Annotated in this window: 12 protein-coding genes; 8 read left to right on the top strand and 4 right to left on the bottom strand. The window is 74.3% G+C overall.

Annotation, left to right across the window (positions count from 1 at the left end):
• The first annotated feature begins 100 nt into the window (after nucleotides 1–100).
• Together BIV28_RS04455 and BIV28_RS04450 are read left to right on the top strand one after the other, a co-directional pair.
• Nucleotides 101–577: an SRPBCC family protein gene (locus BIV28_RS04455; RefSeq protein ID WP_076259653.1), complete on the top strand. Its 477-nt coding sequence runs from the start codon at nucleotides 101–103 to the stop codon at nucleotides 575–577.
• Nucleotides 574–1,035, top strand: a complete 462-nt coding sequence (locus BIV28_RS04450) for a GNAT family N-acetyltransferase (protein WP_076259651.1) — start codon at nucleotides 574–576, stop codon at nucleotides 1,033–1,035. Before BIV28_RS04455 ends, BIV28_RS04450 begins: the two co-directional genes overlap by 4 nt.
• Nucleotides 1,036–1,060: 25 nt before the next feature.
• Here BIV28_RS04450 and BIV28_RS04445 read toward each other — a convergent pair whose 3' ends face one another.
• The 3 genes from BIV28_RS04445 to BIV28_RS04435 all read right to left on the bottom strand — a co-directional run bounded on the left by BIV28_RS04445 (nucleotide 1,061) and on the right by BIV28_RS04435 (nucleotide 5,278).
• Entirely contained in the window at nucleotides 1,061–3,025 is a 1,965-nt protein-coding gene (locus tag BIV28_RS04445) for a M13 family metallopeptidase (RefSeq protein WP_207555766.1), read from the bottom strand.
• Between the two features lie 181 nt (nucleotides 3,026–3,206).
• Nucleotides 3,207–3,902, bottom strand: a complete 696-nt coding sequence (locus BIV28_RS04440; RefSeq protein ID WP_076259649.1) for a hypothetical protein — start codon at nucleotides 3,900–3,902, stop codon at nucleotides 3,207–3,209.
• A complete protein-coding gene (locus tag BIV28_RS04435; protein ID WP_076259647.1) occupies nucleotides 3,899–5,278 on the bottom strand; it encodes a PspC domain-containing protein in 1,380 nt (459 codons plus the stop codon). The genes BIV28_RS04440 and BIV28_RS04435 overlap by 4 nt, the downstream gene beginning before the upstream one ends.
• A 125-nt stretch (nucleotides 5,279–5,403) precedes the next feature.
• Between BIV28_RS04435 and BIV28_RS04430 the strand changes: the two genes are divergently transcribed.
• Entirely contained in the window at nucleotides 5,404–6,999 is a 1,596-nt protein-coding gene (locus tag BIV28_RS04430; RefSeq protein ID WP_242652766.1) for an ATP-binding protein, read from the top strand.
• A complete protein-coding gene (locus BIV28_RS04425) occupies nucleotides 6,996–7,691 on the top strand; it encodes a LuxR C-terminal-related transcriptional regulator (RefSeq protein WP_076259645.1) in 696 nt (231 codons plus the stop codon). Before BIV28_RS04430 ends, BIV28_RS04425 begins: the two co-directional genes overlap by 4 nt.
• Before the next feature lie 18 nt (nucleotides 7,692–7,709).
• Here BIV28_RS04425 and BIV28_RS04420 read toward each other — a convergent pair whose 3' ends face one another.
• Entirely contained in the window at nucleotides 7,710–8,543 is an 834-nt protein-coding gene (locus tag BIV28_RS04420) for an alpha/beta fold hydrolase (RefSeq protein ID WP_076259643.1), read from the bottom strand.
• A gap of 247 nt (nucleotides 8,544–8,790) precedes the next feature.
• Between BIV28_RS04420 and BIV28_RS04415 the strand changes: the two genes are divergently transcribed.
• From BIV28_RS04415 to nirB, 4 genes are read left to right on the top strand one after another with little or no spacing between them, the layout of a single operon-like run.
• On the top strand, nucleotides 8,791–10,293 hold the full coding sequence (locus BIV28_RS04415; protein ID WP_242652765.1) for an MFS transporter: 1,503 nt from the start codon (nucleotides 8,791–8,793) through the stop codon (nucleotides 10,291–10,293).
• Complete coding sequence (locus BIV28_RS04410; RefSeq protein ID WP_083707030.1) at nucleotides 10,290–12,476, top strand: molybdopterin oxidoreductase family protein; 2,187 nt, start codon at nucleotides 10,290–10,292, stop codon at nucleotides 12,474–12,476. The genes BIV28_RS04415 and BIV28_RS04410 overlap by 4 nt, the downstream gene beginning before the upstream one ends.
• Nucleotides 12,473–14,047, top strand: a complete 1,575-nt coding sequence (locus tag BIV28_RS04405) for an FAD-dependent oxidoreductase (RefSeq protein WP_242652764.1) — start codon at nucleotides 12,473–12,475, stop codon at nucleotides 14,045–14,047. The genes BIV28_RS04410 and BIV28_RS04405 overlap by 4 nt, the downstream gene beginning before the upstream one ends.
• Nucleotides 14,047–16,608 (top strand): nitrite reductase large subunit NirB, encoded by a 2,562-nt coding sequence (gene nirB / locus BIV28_RS04400; protein WP_076259641.1) that lies wholly within the window; start codon nucleotides 14,047–14,049, stop codon nucleotides 16,606–16,608. The genes BIV28_RS04405 and nirB overlap by 1 nt, the downstream gene beginning before the upstream one ends.
• Nucleotides 16,609–16,618 lie beyond the last annotated feature (10 nt).

Below are 16,618 nucleotides of genomic sequence, written 5' to 3'. Positions count from 1 at the left end.
TGCGAAATGCCTGTGAACTGGTGCGAAGGGGGCCGATGGTGCAGGTGGGGCATGCCGGGAATCCCGGGCACGCGCCGACCGGCGGTGGCAGGATCGCGCCATGGCCAAGGACTTCCACATCAGTCGCTCGACCCTCGTCGCCGCCTCGGCCGACCGCGTCCACGCCCTCGTCAACGACCTGCACGAGTGGCAGAAGTGGTCTCCGTGGGAGGGGCTCGATCCCCACCTCGAGCGCACCTACGCCGGCCCGCCGTCCGGCGTCGGGGCCACCTACGCGTGGCGCGGCAACAGCAAGGCCGGCCAGGGGCGCATGGAGATCGTCGAGTCGCAGCCCCACCACGTCGGCGTCGACCTCGTCTTCTCGGCGCCGATGCGCGCCACCAACCGCGTCGACTTCACCCTGACCCCGACCGGCGACTCCACGACCGTCGAGTGGGCCATGACCGGGCCGCAGAACGCCGTCATGCGCCTCATGAGCCGGTTCTGGTCGATGGAGAAGCTCATCGGGCCCGACTTCGAGAAGGGCCTGGCCCAGCTCAAGGCCGCCGCCGAGTCCGGCGAGTCCGGCCCGCGGTGACGCCGGTCCCCGACCCGGTCATCCGCCCGGCCCGCCGCGCCGACGTGCCGGCCATCGTGGGGCTGCTCGCCGACGACGTGCTCGGCGCCGCCCGCGAGACGCCCGAGGACCTCACCCCCTACGAGGCCGCCTTCGACCGTGTCGCCGCCGACCGCGGGCAGCACCTCGTGGTGGCCGAGCGGGACGGGCGCGTCGTCGGCACGCTGCAGCTGACGGTGCAGCCGGGCCTGTCGCGACAGGGCGCCACCCGCACCATCGTCGAGGGCGTGCGCGTCGCGTCGTCCGAACGCGGTTCGGGCCTCGGCACCCAGCTGGTCGAGTGGGCCGTCGAGGAGTCGCGGCGCCTCGGCTGCACGCTGGTCCAGCTGACCTCCGACGCGACGCGTCTCGACGCCCACCGCTTCTACGAGCGGCTCGGCTTCGAGAAGTCGCACGTCGGGTTCAAGAAGGTCCTCTGACCCGACGCGCGACCTCGCGTAGTGCTCAGAAGATCTGGACCCGCTCCTCCTCGGGGCGCCACATGGCGTCCTCCGGCGTCACCGCGAAGGCCTCGTGGAACTGGCTGACGTTGCGCACCGCGTTGCCGCGCACGTCCTGCGGCGAGTGCGGGTCGATGGCGAGCAGGCGGATCGCCTCGGCCTCGCGCGCCTTGCCCTGCCAGACCCGCGCCCAGCCGATGAAGAACCGCTGCGGCCCGGTGAAGCCGTCGAGCTCGGGCATGCCCGACTCCTCGGTGGCGATGCGGTAGGCCGCGTAGCCGATCTGCAGGCCGCCGAGGTCGCCGATGTTCTCGCCGACGGTGAGTGCGCCGTTGACGTGGTGCGAGTCGTCGAGGCCGGCCGGGGTGTAGGCGTTGAACTGCTCGATGAGCCGCTGGGACAGCGCGTCGAACCGCTCGCGGTCTGCCTCGGTCCACCAGTCGCGCAGGGCGCCGGTGCCGTCGTAGCGCGAGCCCTGGTCGTCGAAGCCGTGGCCGACCTCGTGGCCGATGACGGCACCGATGCCGCCGTAGTTGACGGCGTCGTCGGCCTCGAGGTCGAAGAACGGCGGCTGGAGGATCGCGGCCGGGAAGACGATCTCGTTCATCGAGGGCATGTAGTAGGCGTTGACGTGCTGCGGCAGCATGAACCACTCGCCCTGGTCGACCGGCTGGCCGATCTTGGCGAGGTTGCGGTCGACCTCGAACTCCGTTGCGCGCGTGACGTTCCCGACGAGGTCGCCCGGTTCGATGGTGATCGAGGAGTAGTCGCGCCAGGTGTCGGGGTAGCCGATCTTCGGGGTGAAGGCGTCGAGCTTGGCGATCGCCTCGGCGCGGGTCTCGGCGCCCATCCACGCGAGCGAGCCGAAGGAGCGCCGGAACGCCTCGACGAGGTTGGCGACGAGCTGCTGCATGCGTTCCTTGGCCTCCGGCGGGAACCACTTCTCGGCGTAGAGCCGGCCCACGGACTCGCCGACGCCGTTCTCCACGGCCGACACCGCCCGCTTCCACCGCTCGCGGTTCTCGGGCTGGCCCGAGAGGGTGCGACCGAAGAAGTCGAAGTCCTCGTCGACGAGGGCCTGCGGCAGCAGCGAGGCGAACTCGCTGAGCACGTGCCAGGTGAGCCAAGCCTGCCAGTCGGCGATCTCCACCTCGGCGAGCGCCTCGCTGAGCGCCGTGAGGAAGCTCGGCTCGCGGACGATGACCTTGCCGAACGCGCCCTCGGGAGCCTTCATGCCGAGCAGCCAGGCGTCCCAAGGGAACTGGGGCGCCAGCTGCCGCGCCTCGTCGAGGGTGTGGGCGTTGTACGTCTTGACGGCGTCGCGCGTGGCGACGTTGTCCCAGTGGCCGGCGGCCAGACGCGTCTCGAGCGCCATGACGCGGACCGCCTTGTCCTCGGCGGCCGGGATGCCCGCGAGGGTCAGGAGCCGGCCGACGTGCGCGACGTAGGCCTCGCGGATCGCCGCGTACTTCTCCTCGCGGTAGAACGACTCGTCGGGCAGCCCGAGCCCGCCCTGCTCGAGGTAGACGACGTACTCCTCCGGCGAGCGCTCGTCGGGTGCGACGTACGTCTGCAGCACGCCCCGGACCCCGACACGCTCGAGGCGCCCCAGCGTCGCGCCGAGCAACTCGACGTCGTTCACCGTGGCGACGTCGGACAGGAACGGCTCGAGGGGCGCGAGACCGAGAGCCTCGATCCGCTCGGTGTCCATGAAGCTGGCGTAGAGGTCGCCCACCTGGCGCGTCGGCGACCCGGGGGCTGCGTCGTGGTCGGCGGCGGCGTCCTCGATGAGGTCGTGCACCCGGGCCGTGGACTGCTCGCGCAGGACGTCGAAGGTGCCGAAGCGCGCCCGGTCGCCGGGAATGTCCGTCGTGTCGAGCCACGTGCCGTTGACGAACCGGAAAAGGTCGTCCTGGGGACGGGTGGCGCGGTCCAGCGCGCCGAGGTCGATGCCGGACTTCAGGGCCACGTCGTGCCTCCGTGTGTCGTGGGTCGGGTCTGGTCGGGTCGTGGACGCGGGCGACCGCGTCCCGTGCGCAGCGTAACCACGCGAGCCCCTCGACGCGGCACCGACCGGTCGACGCGTCGACGTCGACCGGCCGGTCCTGGGGAGGGGCGCCGGGGCTGGGAGGTGCGCCCGGCCCCGGGGGTCAGCGGCGCAGGCGGCCGGCGAGGACCCCCGCGATGCCGACGAGCAGGAGCATGCCGCCGAAGGCCCCGATGAGCGGCGGCCCGACGAGGCGGATGCTGACGTCGGCGTCGGTCAGGTTGGCGACGAGCACGTAGGCGGCGACGATCATCGCGAGCAGCCCGAACATCACCGTCCCGGGCCGCGGGCCGCGCCGCACCGTGACGCCGGGCCCCTCGTAGGTCTGTGCCACGGGCGCGGCGACGGGCGGCCAGACGGGGGGCGGCAGCAGGGTGGCGTCCTCGCCGTGCGTGGTGTCGTCGGGCACCGAGGTGCTCGCCTCGACGCGGAAGGGCTCGGCCGGACCACTCGCCTGCGGAAGGACCGTCGTCTCGGCCGGCGACACGGCCGTCGGCTCCACCTGCGGCAGGGCGGCCGTCGACGCCTGTGGCAGGGTCGTCGTGTCGGCCGACGACTGCTGCGGCACGGGCGTCGTCGCGTCGGGCCAGCCGAGCTGGCTCGAGAGCGTCGGGTCCGGCCGGTCGGCGGTCGCGCCGGTGCCGGTCTCGTCGGGCTGCTGGGTGGTCATCGTCGTCTCCAGGTCGTCACGGGTCTCGTGGTCGTCGGGTGCTGCGGGGGCGGGCGCCGTCGCCTCGGTGGCATCGGTGGCATCGGTGGTGTCGGGCGCGTCGACGCGTCGGTCGTGCTGGCCGGTCATGACGCGCTCCCGGTCGTGACGCGGATCTCGCCCAGGCCGACCTCGGCATTGACGACGATCGTCGGCGGGCCGGCCGGGCCGAAGGTCACCTTCTGGTCGATGCTGATGCCGTTGCCGCTGCGCATCCGCATCGGCATACCCGAGCCGACGTCGTTGCCGTCGCCCGTGTTGACGGCGACGTCGCCGCCGTTGGCCCCGATCGCCGTCAGGGCGCCGGCTCGCGCCTTGGCGTTGACCTGGACCGCGACGTCCTTGGGGACGACGAGGTTGATCTGGCCCATCCCGACCGTGGCGTCGACCGGCACGTTCGTCTGGCCCTTGAGGGCGCTGGGCGTGAGGCCCGTGAGGTCGACGCGCATCTCCCCCATCCCGAGCTGGAAGTCACGGGTGTCGGACACGGACGACACGGAGTACGACTGCTGACCCACCTGCCACGGCTGGGTCAGGCCGCGCGGGGCAGCGGTGGCGAAGACCGCGGCGATCATGCCGAGGACGGTGAAGAAGGCCAGCGCTCCGGCGCGGCGTCCGGCCAGGCCCGCCACGACGATGCCGAGGCCGAGCACGCCGACGCCGGTGGCGATGCCGGCGGCGATCGGGCTGCCCGGCACGCCGGCGCTGTTCGCGACCTCGGCGACGACCGCGCCGGCGAGGACCGCGAGCCCGAGGACGAGCAGGCCCGGCGCGAAGCCGATGGTGCGGGTGCGCTGCCGCGGGGCGCGCGGCACGGGGGCCGGGCGCGGCGGTGCGACGGTCGCGCCGCCGGCCATCGCGGCGCCGGCGTTGGCGGCGGCGTTGCCCGTAGAGGGTCCGTCGACGGGCGCCGTCGGAGCGGCCGCGGACGGTGCGGCCGACGTCGAGGCCGACGTGGAGGTCGACGTGGAGGTCGGCGTCCCCGGGGACGACGCACCGGGCCCGTTCCAGGGCCAGCCGATCAGCTGGCGTCCCTGGTCGGTGCGGGTGAGGAACCACCACGCGCCGACGGCGAGGAGGACGAACCCGCCGACCCGCAGGCCGTGGGTGTCGCTGCCCCACCAGGGGCCGCCGCCGAGCACCGACATGACGGTGATGACGAGCAGGAAGATCGAGCGGCCCTCGCCGTGCTTGAGCGCGCGCTCGAGGTGGATCTCGCCGCGGTCGTCGGGCATGAGCAGCCACAGCGTGAGGTACACGGCCACCCCCATCCCGAAGAAGATCGACATGAGGATGAAGCCGGCGCGCACGACGAGCGCGTCGACGCCGAGCCAGCGGCCCAGGCCGGTCGATACCCCCGCGAACCACCGGCCGTCGGCGACCCGCATGATGCCGGGCCGGCGCAGCGTCTCGTAGAACCCGTCCAGCCCGTGCCCCTGCGTCGGGGCGTTCTTGCTCTTCGTCATGTCACCAGACTCCCGCCCGGACCGTGGACCAGCCATGAGGGTCGACCCTGACCGGACCCTGACGCGACCCCCAAAGGTCGCCTCGGTGGTCGCCCGCACCCCCACCCGTGGGTCAGGATGGAACGGTGCAGACGGCAGACGAGAGCAGGGCACCGGTGAGTACCGCCGGCGACCCCGCGTCCGGCCCCGCGTCGGGCCCCGCGGCAACACCCGCGGCGGTCCCTTCCGCGCCGGTCGCGACGGCCGACCCGACGCCGCCCGTGACGCCCGTGCCACCCGCGCCCGCCCCCACCGCGACGCCCACGCCTGCCCCGCCGCAGCCGTGGCGCAGCCGCCCCCGCCCGCCGCTCGAGCGACGCCGCCAGGGCCGCGTCATCGCCGGCGTCGCGGCCGGCCTCGCCGCCCACCTCGGCATCCCGGTCCTGCCCGTCCGCATCGCGCTCGTCGCGACGAGCATCCCCTTCGGCGCGGGCCTCGCCGTCTACGTCTTCCTCTGGGCCACGATGCGCGAGGGGCGCGACGACCTGCCTCCCGCCACCGCCACCGCCGTGCTCCCGCCGCCCGTGGGGACGGCACCGGCTGCGCCCGAGGGTGCCCCCGCGTCCGTCGGCACGGGCGCCGCGGCGCCCACCGCGACCGGGGCTCCCGACGGCGCCGGTGGCGCGTCGGCGACCGCACCGGGCCGCTCCCCCGCGTCGTTCCCGCTCGACCTCGCCTCGCTGCGCACCTGGCTGCGCAGCGGCAACCAGGCCGTCGTCATCGCCGTTGTCGGCGTGGCGGTGCTCGCCGTCGCCGGCGCCCTGTGGCTCGGGAGTGCCGGCTTCAACGTGCACGCCGAGGTCATCCTGCCCGTCGTCGCCATCGGCATCGGTGCGATCTTCTTCTGGTCCCAGCTCGACGAGACCGACGTGCTCGGGGCCCGACGCCCCGTGCGGTGGATCTGGCTCGTCGTCGGCCTGGCGCTGACCGTCCTCGGGCTCGTCGCCCTCCTCGCCCGCGGCACCAACGTGTCCGAGCTGTGGCAGGTGGCCGGGGCCGTGCTCGCCGCCCTCGTCGGCGTCGCCGTGCTGTCCGCGCCGTGGGTGCTGCGCCTCTGGACCAACCTGCGCCTCGAGCAGGCCGCCCGCATCCGCGCCACGGAGCGCGCCGACATCGCGGCCCACCTGCACGACTCCGTGCTCCAGACCCTCGCCCTCATCCAAAGGCAGTCCGGCGACTCCGCCGCCGTGGCGCGCCTCGCCCGCGCCCAGGAGCGGCAGCTGCGCAGCTACCTCTACGACGAGGACGCGCGCGCCGGCAGCCTCGGGGCCGCGCTCACCGCCGCGCTCGGCGAGGTCGAGGACCTCCACGGCACCCCGGTGCAGCTCGTCGTCACCGGCGACCGGCCGATGGACGAGCACCTGGAGGCCCTCGTCAAGGCCGTCCGCGAGGCCGCGTGGAACGCCGTCCGGCACGCCGAGCCGCCGGTCAGCGCCTACGTCGAGGTGGGGCCCGACGCCGTCGAGGCCTTCGTCCGCGACCACGGCAGCGGCTTCGAGCTCGACGACGTACCCGACGACCGCGCCGGCGTCCGCGAGTCGATCATCGGGCGGATGGAGCGCCACGGCGGGTCGGCCCGCATCCGCCGCCGCGCCGACGGCACCGAGATCGAGCTGCGCCTGCCGGTCACCTCGCCCGCCACCCCCGACCCCGCCCCCAAGAACCAGGAGCAGCCTTCATGAGCGACGCGCGGACCATCCGCATCGTCATCGTCGACGACCACCACATGTTCCGCACCGGCGTGCGGTCCGAGCTGACGACGATCGCCACGAAGGCGCCCTTCCGGCTCGAGATCGTCGGCGAGGCCGGGGCCGTCGAGTCGGCCACCGAGGTCATCGCCCGCGAGAAGCCCGACGTCGTCCTGCTCGACGTGCACCTGCCCGGCGGCGACGGCCACGGCGGCGCCGACGTCATCCGCGCCTGCGCCACGGTCCAGGCCGCCCCCGACGTGCCCGTGCGGTTCCTCGCGCTGTCGGTGTCCGACGCCGCCGAGGACGTCATCGCCGTCATCCGGGCCGGCGCCCGCGGCTACGTCACGAAGACGATCAGCGCCGAGGAGCTGCTCACCGCGATCGGCCGGGTCGCCGAGGGTGACGCCGTGTTCAGCCCGCGGCTGGCCGGGTTCGTCCTCGACGCGTTCGGCGCGGCCGCGGGCGAGGTTGCCGAGATCGACGAGGAGCTCGACCGGCTCTCGGCGCGCGAGCGCGAGGTCATGCGCCTCATCGCCCGCGGCTACCAGTACAAGGAGGTGGCCAAGGAGCTGTTCATCTCCGTCAAGACCGTCGAGACCCACGTGTCGTCGGTGCTGCGCAAGCTCCAGCTGTCCTCGCGCCACGAGCTGACCGCCTGGGCCATGGGCCGCCGCCTCCTCTGAGCGCGGCCCGACGCCCGGTCAGGCGGGGGCGTGGAGGAACCGGCGCAGGGCGGCCACGATGACGTCCGGGGCGTCGGTGTGCACCCAGTGCCCGGCGCCCTTGATGGTGAACAGCCGCGTCCGCGGGAAGAGCCGCCGCATGTGGTCGCCGTCCTCGCGGTGCACGTAGCGCGACTCCCCGCCCGCGACCCAGAGCACCGGCCCCTCGTAGGGCGGCAGCGCGTCGACGTCGGCCGGCCAGCCGGCGATCTGCGACCCCGCCCCGAGGTCGGCGTCGGCCGCGACGAGGTCGAGGTTGACCTGCCAGCGCCACGCGTCGCCGTGGCGTCGCAGGTTCTGCAGGAGGAACGCCTTGACGCCGGGGTCGGGCTCCTCGAACCGGGCCTCGGCGTCGGCGCGGTTCGACAGCGCGTCGAGCGGCAGGTGCTGCATCTCGCGGATGTAGCCGGCGAACCGCTCGAGCGAGCCGTAGCCCTTGGGCGCGATGTCGACGACGACGAGCCGCTCGACGAGCTCGGGGTGGCGCAGCGCGAGGACCATCGCCGTCTTGCCGCCGAGCGAGTGCCCGACGACGGCCCACGTCTCGCCGGGGGCCGCCGCGCGCAGGGTGGCGGCGACGGCGTCGGCGTACCCCTCGAGGGAGAACGCATCGGACCACGGCGAGCGCCCGTGGTCGGGGAGGTCGACGAGCAGGCAGCGGGCCTCGGCCCCCTCGGGACCGGTCACGGCCTTGGCGATCTGGTTCCAGTTGCGGCCCTGGCCGAAGAGGCCGTGCAGGAAGGCGATCCGCGGTCCGGCCGTGCCGACCGACAGCGTGTTGAGCGGCGCGTGCGCCGGGGCCGTCGAGGTCATGACGCCGAGCCTACGCGCGGCCCGGGCGCGGTCGCCCGTGGCCCCGCACGCCCGTCTCACCGCCGACGCGCCGGGCGGTGAGCCCCGGCTGGGATGCCGCCACGCTCGACCTCACGCCGCCGTCGTGGCCAGGTGAGGAAGCCGTTACGGACGCGTCACACGCGCCCGGACCCGGTGCAACACGGCCTTCCTAGCGTGGGCGCCACGCTCTCGCAGCGACCCCCACCCGCCTCACGAGGAGGAATCCGTGAGCACGACCACCGGCACCACAGAGTCGACCGGCACCGTCGGCACCGTCGCCACCCCCGCACCGTCCGCGCCCACCGCGCCCACCGCGCCCACCGCGTCCCCGGCCCCGAGCCGCCTGCGGGCGCTGACGACACCCAAGCGGCGCGTCATCACCGGCTGGGACCCCGAGGACACCGTCGCCTGGGAGGCCGGCAACAAGGCCGTCGCGCGGCGCAACCTCGTGTGGTCGGTGCTCACCGAGCACATCGGCTTCTCGATCTGGTCGATCTGGTCGGTCATGGTGCTGTTCATGCCGCAGGCCGTCTACGGCTTCACCGCGGCCGACAAGTTCTACCTCGTCGCCGTGCCGACCCTCGTCGGGGCCGTGCTGCGCGTGCCGTACACGATGGCCACCGCCCTGTTCGGCGGCCGCAACTGGGCCGTCTTCAGCGGCATCGCCCTGCTCGTGCCGACCGGCCTGACGTGGTGGCTCATGGCCAACCCCGGCCACTCGTTGACGACGTTCCTGATGGTCGCGGGCCTCGCCGGCCTCGGCGGCGGCAACTTCGCGTCGTCGATGACGAACATCAACGCCTTCTACCCGCAGCGGATGAAGGGCTGGGCCCTCGGGCTCAACGCGGGCGGCGGCAACATCGGGGTCCCCGCGGTGCAGCTGGTCGGCCTGCTCGTCATCGCGACGCTCGGCAACCGGCGGCCCGAGATCGTCTGTGCCGTCTACCTCGTGCTCCTCGCGGCAGCCAGCACCGGCGCCGCGCTGTTCATGGACAACCTCGACCACCGGACCGCGAACGGCCGGGCCATGCGCGACCTCGTCGGCCACGCCGACTCGTGGGTCATCTCGCTGCTCTACATCGGCACGTTCGGCTCGTTCATCGGGTTCGGCTTCGCCTTCGGCCAGGTGCTCAACGCGACGTTCCTCGCGGGCCTCACCGCCGGCGCCGCCCCGACGCCGGCCCAGACCGCGGCCGCGAGCCTGCACGCCGCCCAGATCGCGTTCGTCGGACCGCTGCTCGGCTCGCTGAGCCGGGTCTGGGGCGGACGCCTCGCCGACCGGCGCGGCGGCGGCCCGGTCACCTTCGTGACCTTCGTACTCATGGCCCTCGCCGGCCTCGTCGTGACGCTCGCGGCCCGCGCCGACGACGTGACGCCCGGGGCCGCCACCGCCCTGCAGCTGACCGGCATCATCGGCGGGTTCATCGCCCTCTTCGTCCTGTCGGGCGTCGGCAACGGCTCGGTCTACAAGATGATCCCCTCGATCTTCGAGCGGAAGTCGCTGTCGCTCGTCGGCAGCGGCGTCGAGCGGGCCGCGTGGTCGCGCTCCATGTCGGGCGCCCTCATCGGCATCGCCGGCGCGGTCGGCGCCCTGGGCGGCGTCCTCATCAACCTCGGGCTGCGGGCCTCGTACGTCGGGCCGGCCCACTCGGCCACGGCCGCGTTCGTCGTGTTCACGGTGTTCTATGTCGTCGCCGCCGTCGTGACGAAGGTCCGCTACCGCCGATGACCGACCTCGCGACCCCCACCGCCCGCCAGCCCCGTGGTGCCGACGCGTCCGGCGTCGGCACCACCGGGGCGGCCACCCCGACCTCGCGGACCGACACGCACTGCGCCTACTGCGGGCTCCAGTGCGCGATGACCCTCTCGGGGTCCACGGCCGCCGACGTCACCGTGGCACCGCGGCGCTTCCCGACGAACCGTGGAGGCCTGTGCCAGAAGGGCTGGACGAGCGCCGAGCTGCTGCGCACCCCCGCGCGGCTCACGGCCCCGCTCGTGCGGCGCGGTGGGGAGCTCGTCGAAACGACGTGGGACGACGCGCTCGACACGGTGGCGCGCGGCATCGCCGACACCCAGGAGGCCCACGGCCTCGACGCCGTCGCGCTCTTCGGCGGCGGCGGTCTGACGAACGAGAAGGCCTACCAGCTGGGGCGGTTCGCCCGCGTCGGCCTGCGCACCTCGCAGGTCGACTACAACGGACGCTGGTGCATGAGCTCGGCGGCCGCCGCCGGCATCCGCTGCTTCGGGCTCGACCGGGGGCTGCCGTTCCCGGTCACCGACATCGGCTCGGCCCACGCGGTGCTGCTCCTCGGCGCCAACCCGGCCGAGACGATGCCGCCCTTCCTCACCCACCTCGTGCGCGCCGCCGACCACGGCGGCCTCATGGTGGCCGACCCGCGCCTGACGCCGACGGCCGCCAAGGCCCTCGACGGCGGTGGCCTGCACCTGCAGCTGCGCCCCGGCACCGACGCCGCGCTGGCCCTCGGGATGGTCCACCTGGCCGTCACCGAGGGCTACGCCGACCGCGACTACATCGCTTCTCGCACCACGGGTTTCGAGGACCTCTGGGCCGTCGCGTCGCAGTGGCTGCCCGAGCGGGCCGAGCGCGTCACCGGCGTCGCGGCCGCGTCGATGCGGGCCGCCGTGCGAGCCCTCGCCCGGGCCCGCGACACCGAGCGCGGCGCGTACGTCCTCAGCGCCCGCGGCGGCGAGCAGCACGCCACCGGCACCGACACGGTCACCGCCTTCATCGCCCTCGCCCTCGTCCTCGGCCTGCCCGGCAACCCCGGCACCGGGTTCGGCACCATCACCGGCCAGGGCAACGGGCAGGGCGGCCGCGAGCACGGCCAGAAGGCCGACCAGCTGCCGGGGTACCGCAAGATCGACGACCCGGCGGCGCGGGCCCACGTGGCCGCCGTCTGGGGCGTCGACCCCGCCTCGTTGCCCGGGCCCGGCCGGAGCGCCTTCGAGCTCCTCGACGCGCTCGGCACCGACGGTGGTCCGCGGGCGCTGCTCGTGCACGGGTCCAATCCCGTCGTGTCGGCGCCCGACGCGTCGCGGGTCACCGAGCGGCTGCGGTCGCTCGACCTGCTCGTCGTGTGCGACTTCGTCCTGTCCGAGACCGCGGCCCTCGCCGACGTCGTCCTGCCCGTGCTCCAGTGGGCCGAGGAGGAGGGCACCCTGACCAACCTCGAGGGGCGGGTCCTGCGGCGCCGCAAGGCGATCGAGCCGCCGACCGGGTGCCGCAGCGAGCTGTGGGTGTGGTCCGAGCTGGCCCGTCGTCTCGGCGCGCCCGTGCCGTTCTCGACCGACCCGCACGAGGTCTTCGAGGAGCTGCGACGCGCGTCGGCCGGCGGCGTCGCCGACTACTCGGCCGTCACGTGGGAGCGCCTCGACGCCGGCGAGTCGCTGCACTGGCCGTGCCCCACCGACCGCCCGCAGGGCACACCCCGCCTCTTCCTCGACCGGTTCGCCACGCCGGACGGTCGGGCCCGGCTCGTCGCCCTGGAGGCCGGTGCCCCGAGCGAGGCGGACGACGCCGAGTTCCCGCTCGTCGCGACGACGGGCCGCCTGCTGCAGCACTACCAGTCCGGGGCCCAGACCCGGCTCGTGCCCGAGCTCGACGCGGCCGCCGGGGAGATGTTCGTCCAGGTCCACCCCGACACCGCTGCGGCCCAGGGACTCTCGGACGGCGACGTCGCCGACGTCGTGAGCCGACGGGGCCGCACCCGCGCCGTCGTCCGCGTCGACGAGGACATGCGCCCCGACGTCGTGTTCCTGCCCTTCCACTGGGGCGGCACCGCGCGCGGAGGCGACGCCCGCGCCAACGTCCTGACCAACCCCGCCCTCGACCCCACGAGCCGCATGCCCGAGTTCAAGGCGTGCGCCGTCCGACTGGAGGCCACCCCGTGAGCGAGACCGTGAGCGCGACCCCCTGCCCACCGCGTCGCCACGTGCTCGTCGTCGGCAACGGCATGGCCGGCGCCAGGTTCGCCGAGGAGCTGCGCCGCCGCGACGCCGAGGTCGCCGTCACCGTCGTCGGCGAGGAGCCGCACGAGGCCTACAACCGCGTGCTGCTCTCGACCGTCGTCGCCGGGACGATCGGCCCGCGCGAGACGCGGCTCAAGCCGAACGGGTGGTGGGCGGCCCACGACGTCACCGTCCGCACGGGCGTGCGGGTCACCGCCCTGGACGTCACCGGTCGCACCGCCACGCTGACGGCGACGGCCGACCCCGATCCGGAGGTCGTCCGGTGGGACGAGCTCGTGCTCGCCACCGGCAGCGACGCGTTCGTGCCGCCGATCTCGGGCGCCACCGACGACCTGTCGGTCATCGCCTTCCGGACCCTCGACGACGCCGAGCGACTCGTCGCCGCAGCGGGATCGGCGCATCACGCCGTCGTCGTCGGTGGTGGCCTGCTCGGGCTGGAGGCCGCGCGCGGGCTGCTCGGCCGGGGCGTCCACGTCACGGTCGTGCACCCGGCCGGGCACCCGATGGACCGGCAGCTCGACGTCGACGGCGGGGCGGTCCTCTCCCGCGTCGTCCAGTCGCTCGGGGCCCGGCTCGCGCTCGGGCGCCAGGTGGCCGAGCGCCGGCCCGCGTCGACCGACGCTCCGGGTGCCGTGGTGCTCGACGACGGCACCAAGCTGCCCGCCGACCTCGTCGTCGTCGCCGCCGGCGTGCGCCCCCGCGTCGACCTCGCCCGTGCCGCGGGCCTCGACGTCGGCCGCGGCGTCGTCGTCGACGACCGGCTCCACGCGTCGCACCCGCACGTCCACGCCATCGGCGAGTGCGCCGAGCACCGCGGCGAGGTGCCCGGGCTCGTCCAGCCCGGCTGGGACCAGGCGCGCGTCCTCGCCGAGGTCCTGAGCGGCACCGACCCCGACGCCACGTACACGGGCACGAGCGTCGTGACCCGGCTCAAGGCGCCCGAGGTCGACCTCACGAGCATGGGGCGCGTCGACGTCGGCGTGCACGACGCCGGCCACGAGGTCCTCGCCTTCACCGACCCGGTCCGCGGCCGCTACGCCAAGCTCGTCCTGCGCGCCGACCGGCTCGTCGGCGCGATCCTCCTCGGCGTCGGCGACGCGGCCGGCCCGCTGACCCAGCTCTACGACACCGGCGCCGCGGCACCCCGCGACCGCCTCGCGCTGATGCTCGGCCGGGCCGTGACGCGGTCCGGCGGCGCCGAGGCGGTCAGCCTCGCGGAGATGCCCGGGGCTGCCGTGATCTGCCGGTGCAACACGGTGACCAAGGGCGCGATCGTCGAGGCGTTCCGGGCCGGGGCCGACACGGCCACCGCCGTCGCGGAGGCCACCCGCGCCACCACCGGCTGCGGGTCGTGCTCGAGCGCCGTCGACGGCCTGTGCTCGTGGCTGCGCTCGGCCGACCCATCCTCCCCCGCAGCCAGACCCGAACCCGACACCCGACCCGGGACCCCGCCCGAGACCGTGCCCGAGCCCCTCGAAGAAGGAGCCGCCTGATGTCCGAGAACACCACTGTCCCCCGCACCCCCGGCACGCAGCGCACCGCCGTCGTCGTCGGTCACGGCATGGTCGGCCACCGGTTCGTCGAGGCGCTCCGCTCGCGTGACGCCGACGGCACGTGGCGCGTCGTCGTCCTGTCCGAGGAGGCCGAGGCCGCCTACGACCGCGTCGGCCTGTCGGCCTACGTCGGCGCCTGGGACCGCAGCGCCCTCGCCCTCGCCGGCAACACCTACGACGGCGACACGCTCGTCGACCTGCGCCTCGGCACCCGCGCCGAGCACGTCGACCGCGAGGCCAGGACGGTCACGACGAGCGCCGGCGACACCATCGCCTACGACGCGCTCGTCGTGGCCACCGGCTCCTACCCCTTCGTGCCGCCGGTGCCGGGCCACGACGCCGACGGGTGCTTCGTCTACCGCACGCTGGACGACCTCGACGCCGTCCGGGCCCGGGCCGAGGCCGCGATCGAGCGAGCCCGTGCCGAGGGGCGCGAGGCGGCCGGGCTCGTCGTCGGCGGCGGCCTGCTCGGCCTCGAGGCCGCCAACGCCCTGCGCCTGCTCGGGCTCACCCCGCACGTCGTGGAGTTCGCGCCGCGCCTCATGCCGCTGCAGGTCGACGACGGCGGCGGGGCCGTGCTCGCGGGACTGGTCGGCCGGCTCGGGGTGCACGTCCACACCGGCGTGGGCACGAACGCGCTCGAGGCCCAGGACGACGGCCGCCTCGCCGTCGAGCTGTCCGACGGCACCGCGCTGCTCACCGACCTCGTCGTCTTCTCGGCCGGGGTGCGTCCGGCCGACTCCCTCGCCCGCGCGTCCGGGCTCGAGGTCGGCGAGCGCGGCGGGGTCGTGACCGACGCGTCGTGCCGCACGAGCGACGAGAACGTCTGGGCCGTGGGCGAGGTGGCCGCCGTCGAGGGCCGCTGCTACGGCCTCGTCGCACCGGGCTACACGATGGCCGAGGTCGTCGCCGACCGCCTCCTCGGCGGCGAGGCCACCTTCCCCGGCGCCGACCTGTCGACCAAGCTCAAGCTGCTCGGCGTCGACGTCGCCTCCTTCGGCGACGCCATGGGCACGACCCCCGGGGCCCTCGAGATCGTGCACACCGACGCGACGAAGGGCACCTACGCCAAGGTCGTCGTGTCCGACGACGCCCGCACGCTGCTCGGCGGCATCCTCGTCGGCGACGCCACGGCGTACACGACGCTCAAGGCCTACGTCGGCCGCGAGGTGCCCGGTGACCCGGCCGCCCTCATCTCCCCCGCGGGGGCCGAGCTCGGCGCGGACGCACTCCCGGACGACGCCGTCATCTGCTCGTGCAACAACGTCACCAAGGGCTCGATCTGCGGCGCGATCGCCGACGGAGCGTGCGACCTCGCGACGGTCAAGGGCTGCACGAACGCCGGAACCACCTGTGGCGGCTGCCTGCCCACCGTCAAGAAGCTGCTCGTCGACTCCGGCGTCGAGCTGTCGACGGCGCTGTGCGAGCACTTCGACCAGAGCCGCGCCGAGCTGTTCGAGATCGTCTCCGCCACCGGCATCCGCACCTTCTCGGCGCTCCTGGCCCGGTACGGGCGCGGCACGGGCTGCGAGATCTGCAAGCCGACCGTCGCCTCGATCCTCGCCTCGACGAGCAGCGATCACGTGCTCGACGGCGAGCAGGCCGCCCTGCAGGACAGCAACGACCACTTCCTGGCCAACATCCAGAAGAACGGCACGTACTCGGTCGTGCCGCGGATGCCGGGCGGCGAGGTCACCGCCGAGCAGCTCATCGAGATCGGCTCCATCGCCAGGGACTTCGACCTCTACGTCAAGATGACCGGCGGCCAGCGCATCGACCTGTTCGGCGCCCGCGTCGAGCAGCTGCCGCTCATCTGGCGCCGGCTCGTCGACGCCGGGATGGAGTCGGGCCACGCCTACGGCAAGTCACTGCGCACCGTGAAGTCGTGCGTCGGCTCGACGTGGTGCCGCTACGGCGTCCAGGACTCCGTGGGGATGGCCGTCGACCTCGAGCTGCGCTACCGCGGCCTGCGCTCGCCCCACAAGCTCAAGCTCGGCGTCTCGGGCTGCGCCCGCGAGTGCGCCGAGGCGCGCGGCAAGGACGTCGGCGTCATCGCCACCGACAAGGGCTGGAACCTCTACGTCTGCGGCAACGGCGGCCAGACACCGAAGCACGCCCAGCTGCTCGCGAGCGACCTCGACAGCGAGATGCTCGTGCGCTACATCGACCGGTTCCTCATGTTCTACGTCCGCACCGCCGACCGGCTCCAGCGGACCGCCCCGTGGCTCGAGGCGCTCGAGGGCGGCCTCGACCACCTCCGCGCCGTGGTGTGCGACGACTCGCTCGGCATCGCCGGCGACCTCGAGGCGGCCATGGCGCGGCACGTCGAGGGCTACCGCGACGAGTGGGCAGCGGTACTGGAGGACCCCGACAAGCTGTCGCGCTTCGTCTCCTTCGTCAACGCGCCCGAGGAGGCCGACGCGACGATCGCCTTCGATGACAGCGGTGCCCGCAAGGTGCCGGTCGCGCTCGGCCTGCCGGCCGTGCGACGAGCCGACTGACCAGTCCGGC

It is taken from the genome of Intrasporangium flavum (assembly GCF_001956915.1).
In the GTDB taxonomy this organism is placed as follows: Bacteria; Actinomycetota; Actinomycetes; order Actinomycetales; family Dermatophilaceae; genus Monashia; species Monashia flava.
The sequence above is the reverse complement of the archived record's forward strand: the minus strand, read 5'-3'. Positions and strand labels throughout refer to the sequence as shown.

Bases quoted from the DNA above. Each gene is read 5' to 3' on its own strand.
- BIV28_RS04455 (WP_076259653.1), top strand. From the start codon at position 101: ATGGCCAAGGACTTCCACATCAGTCGCTCGACCCTCGTCGCCGCCTCG.
- BIV28_RS04440 (WP_076259649.1), bottom strand. From the start codon at position 3,902: ATGACCGGCCAGCACGACCGACGCGTCGACGCGCCCGACACCACCGAT.
- BIV28_RS04435 (WP_076259647.1), bottom strand. From the start codon at position 5,278: ATGACGAAGAGCAAGAACGCCCCGACGCAGGGGCACGGGCTGGACGGG.
- BIV28_RS04425 (WP_076259645.1), top strand. From the start codon at position 6,996: ATGAGCGACGCGCGGACCATCCGCATCGTCATCGTCGACGACCACCAC.
- BIV28_RS04420 (WP_076259643.1), bottom strand. From the start codon at position 8,543: ATGACCTCGACGGCCCCGGCGCACGCGCCGCTCAACACGCTGTCGGTC.
- BIV28_RS04410 (WP_083707030.1), top strand. From the start codon at position 10,290: ATGACCGACCTCGCGACCCCCACCGCCCGCCAGCCCCGTGGTGCCGAC.
- nirB (WP_076259641.1), top strand. From the start codon at position 14,047: ATGTCCGAGAACACCACTGTCCCCCGCACCCCCGGCACGCAGCGCACC.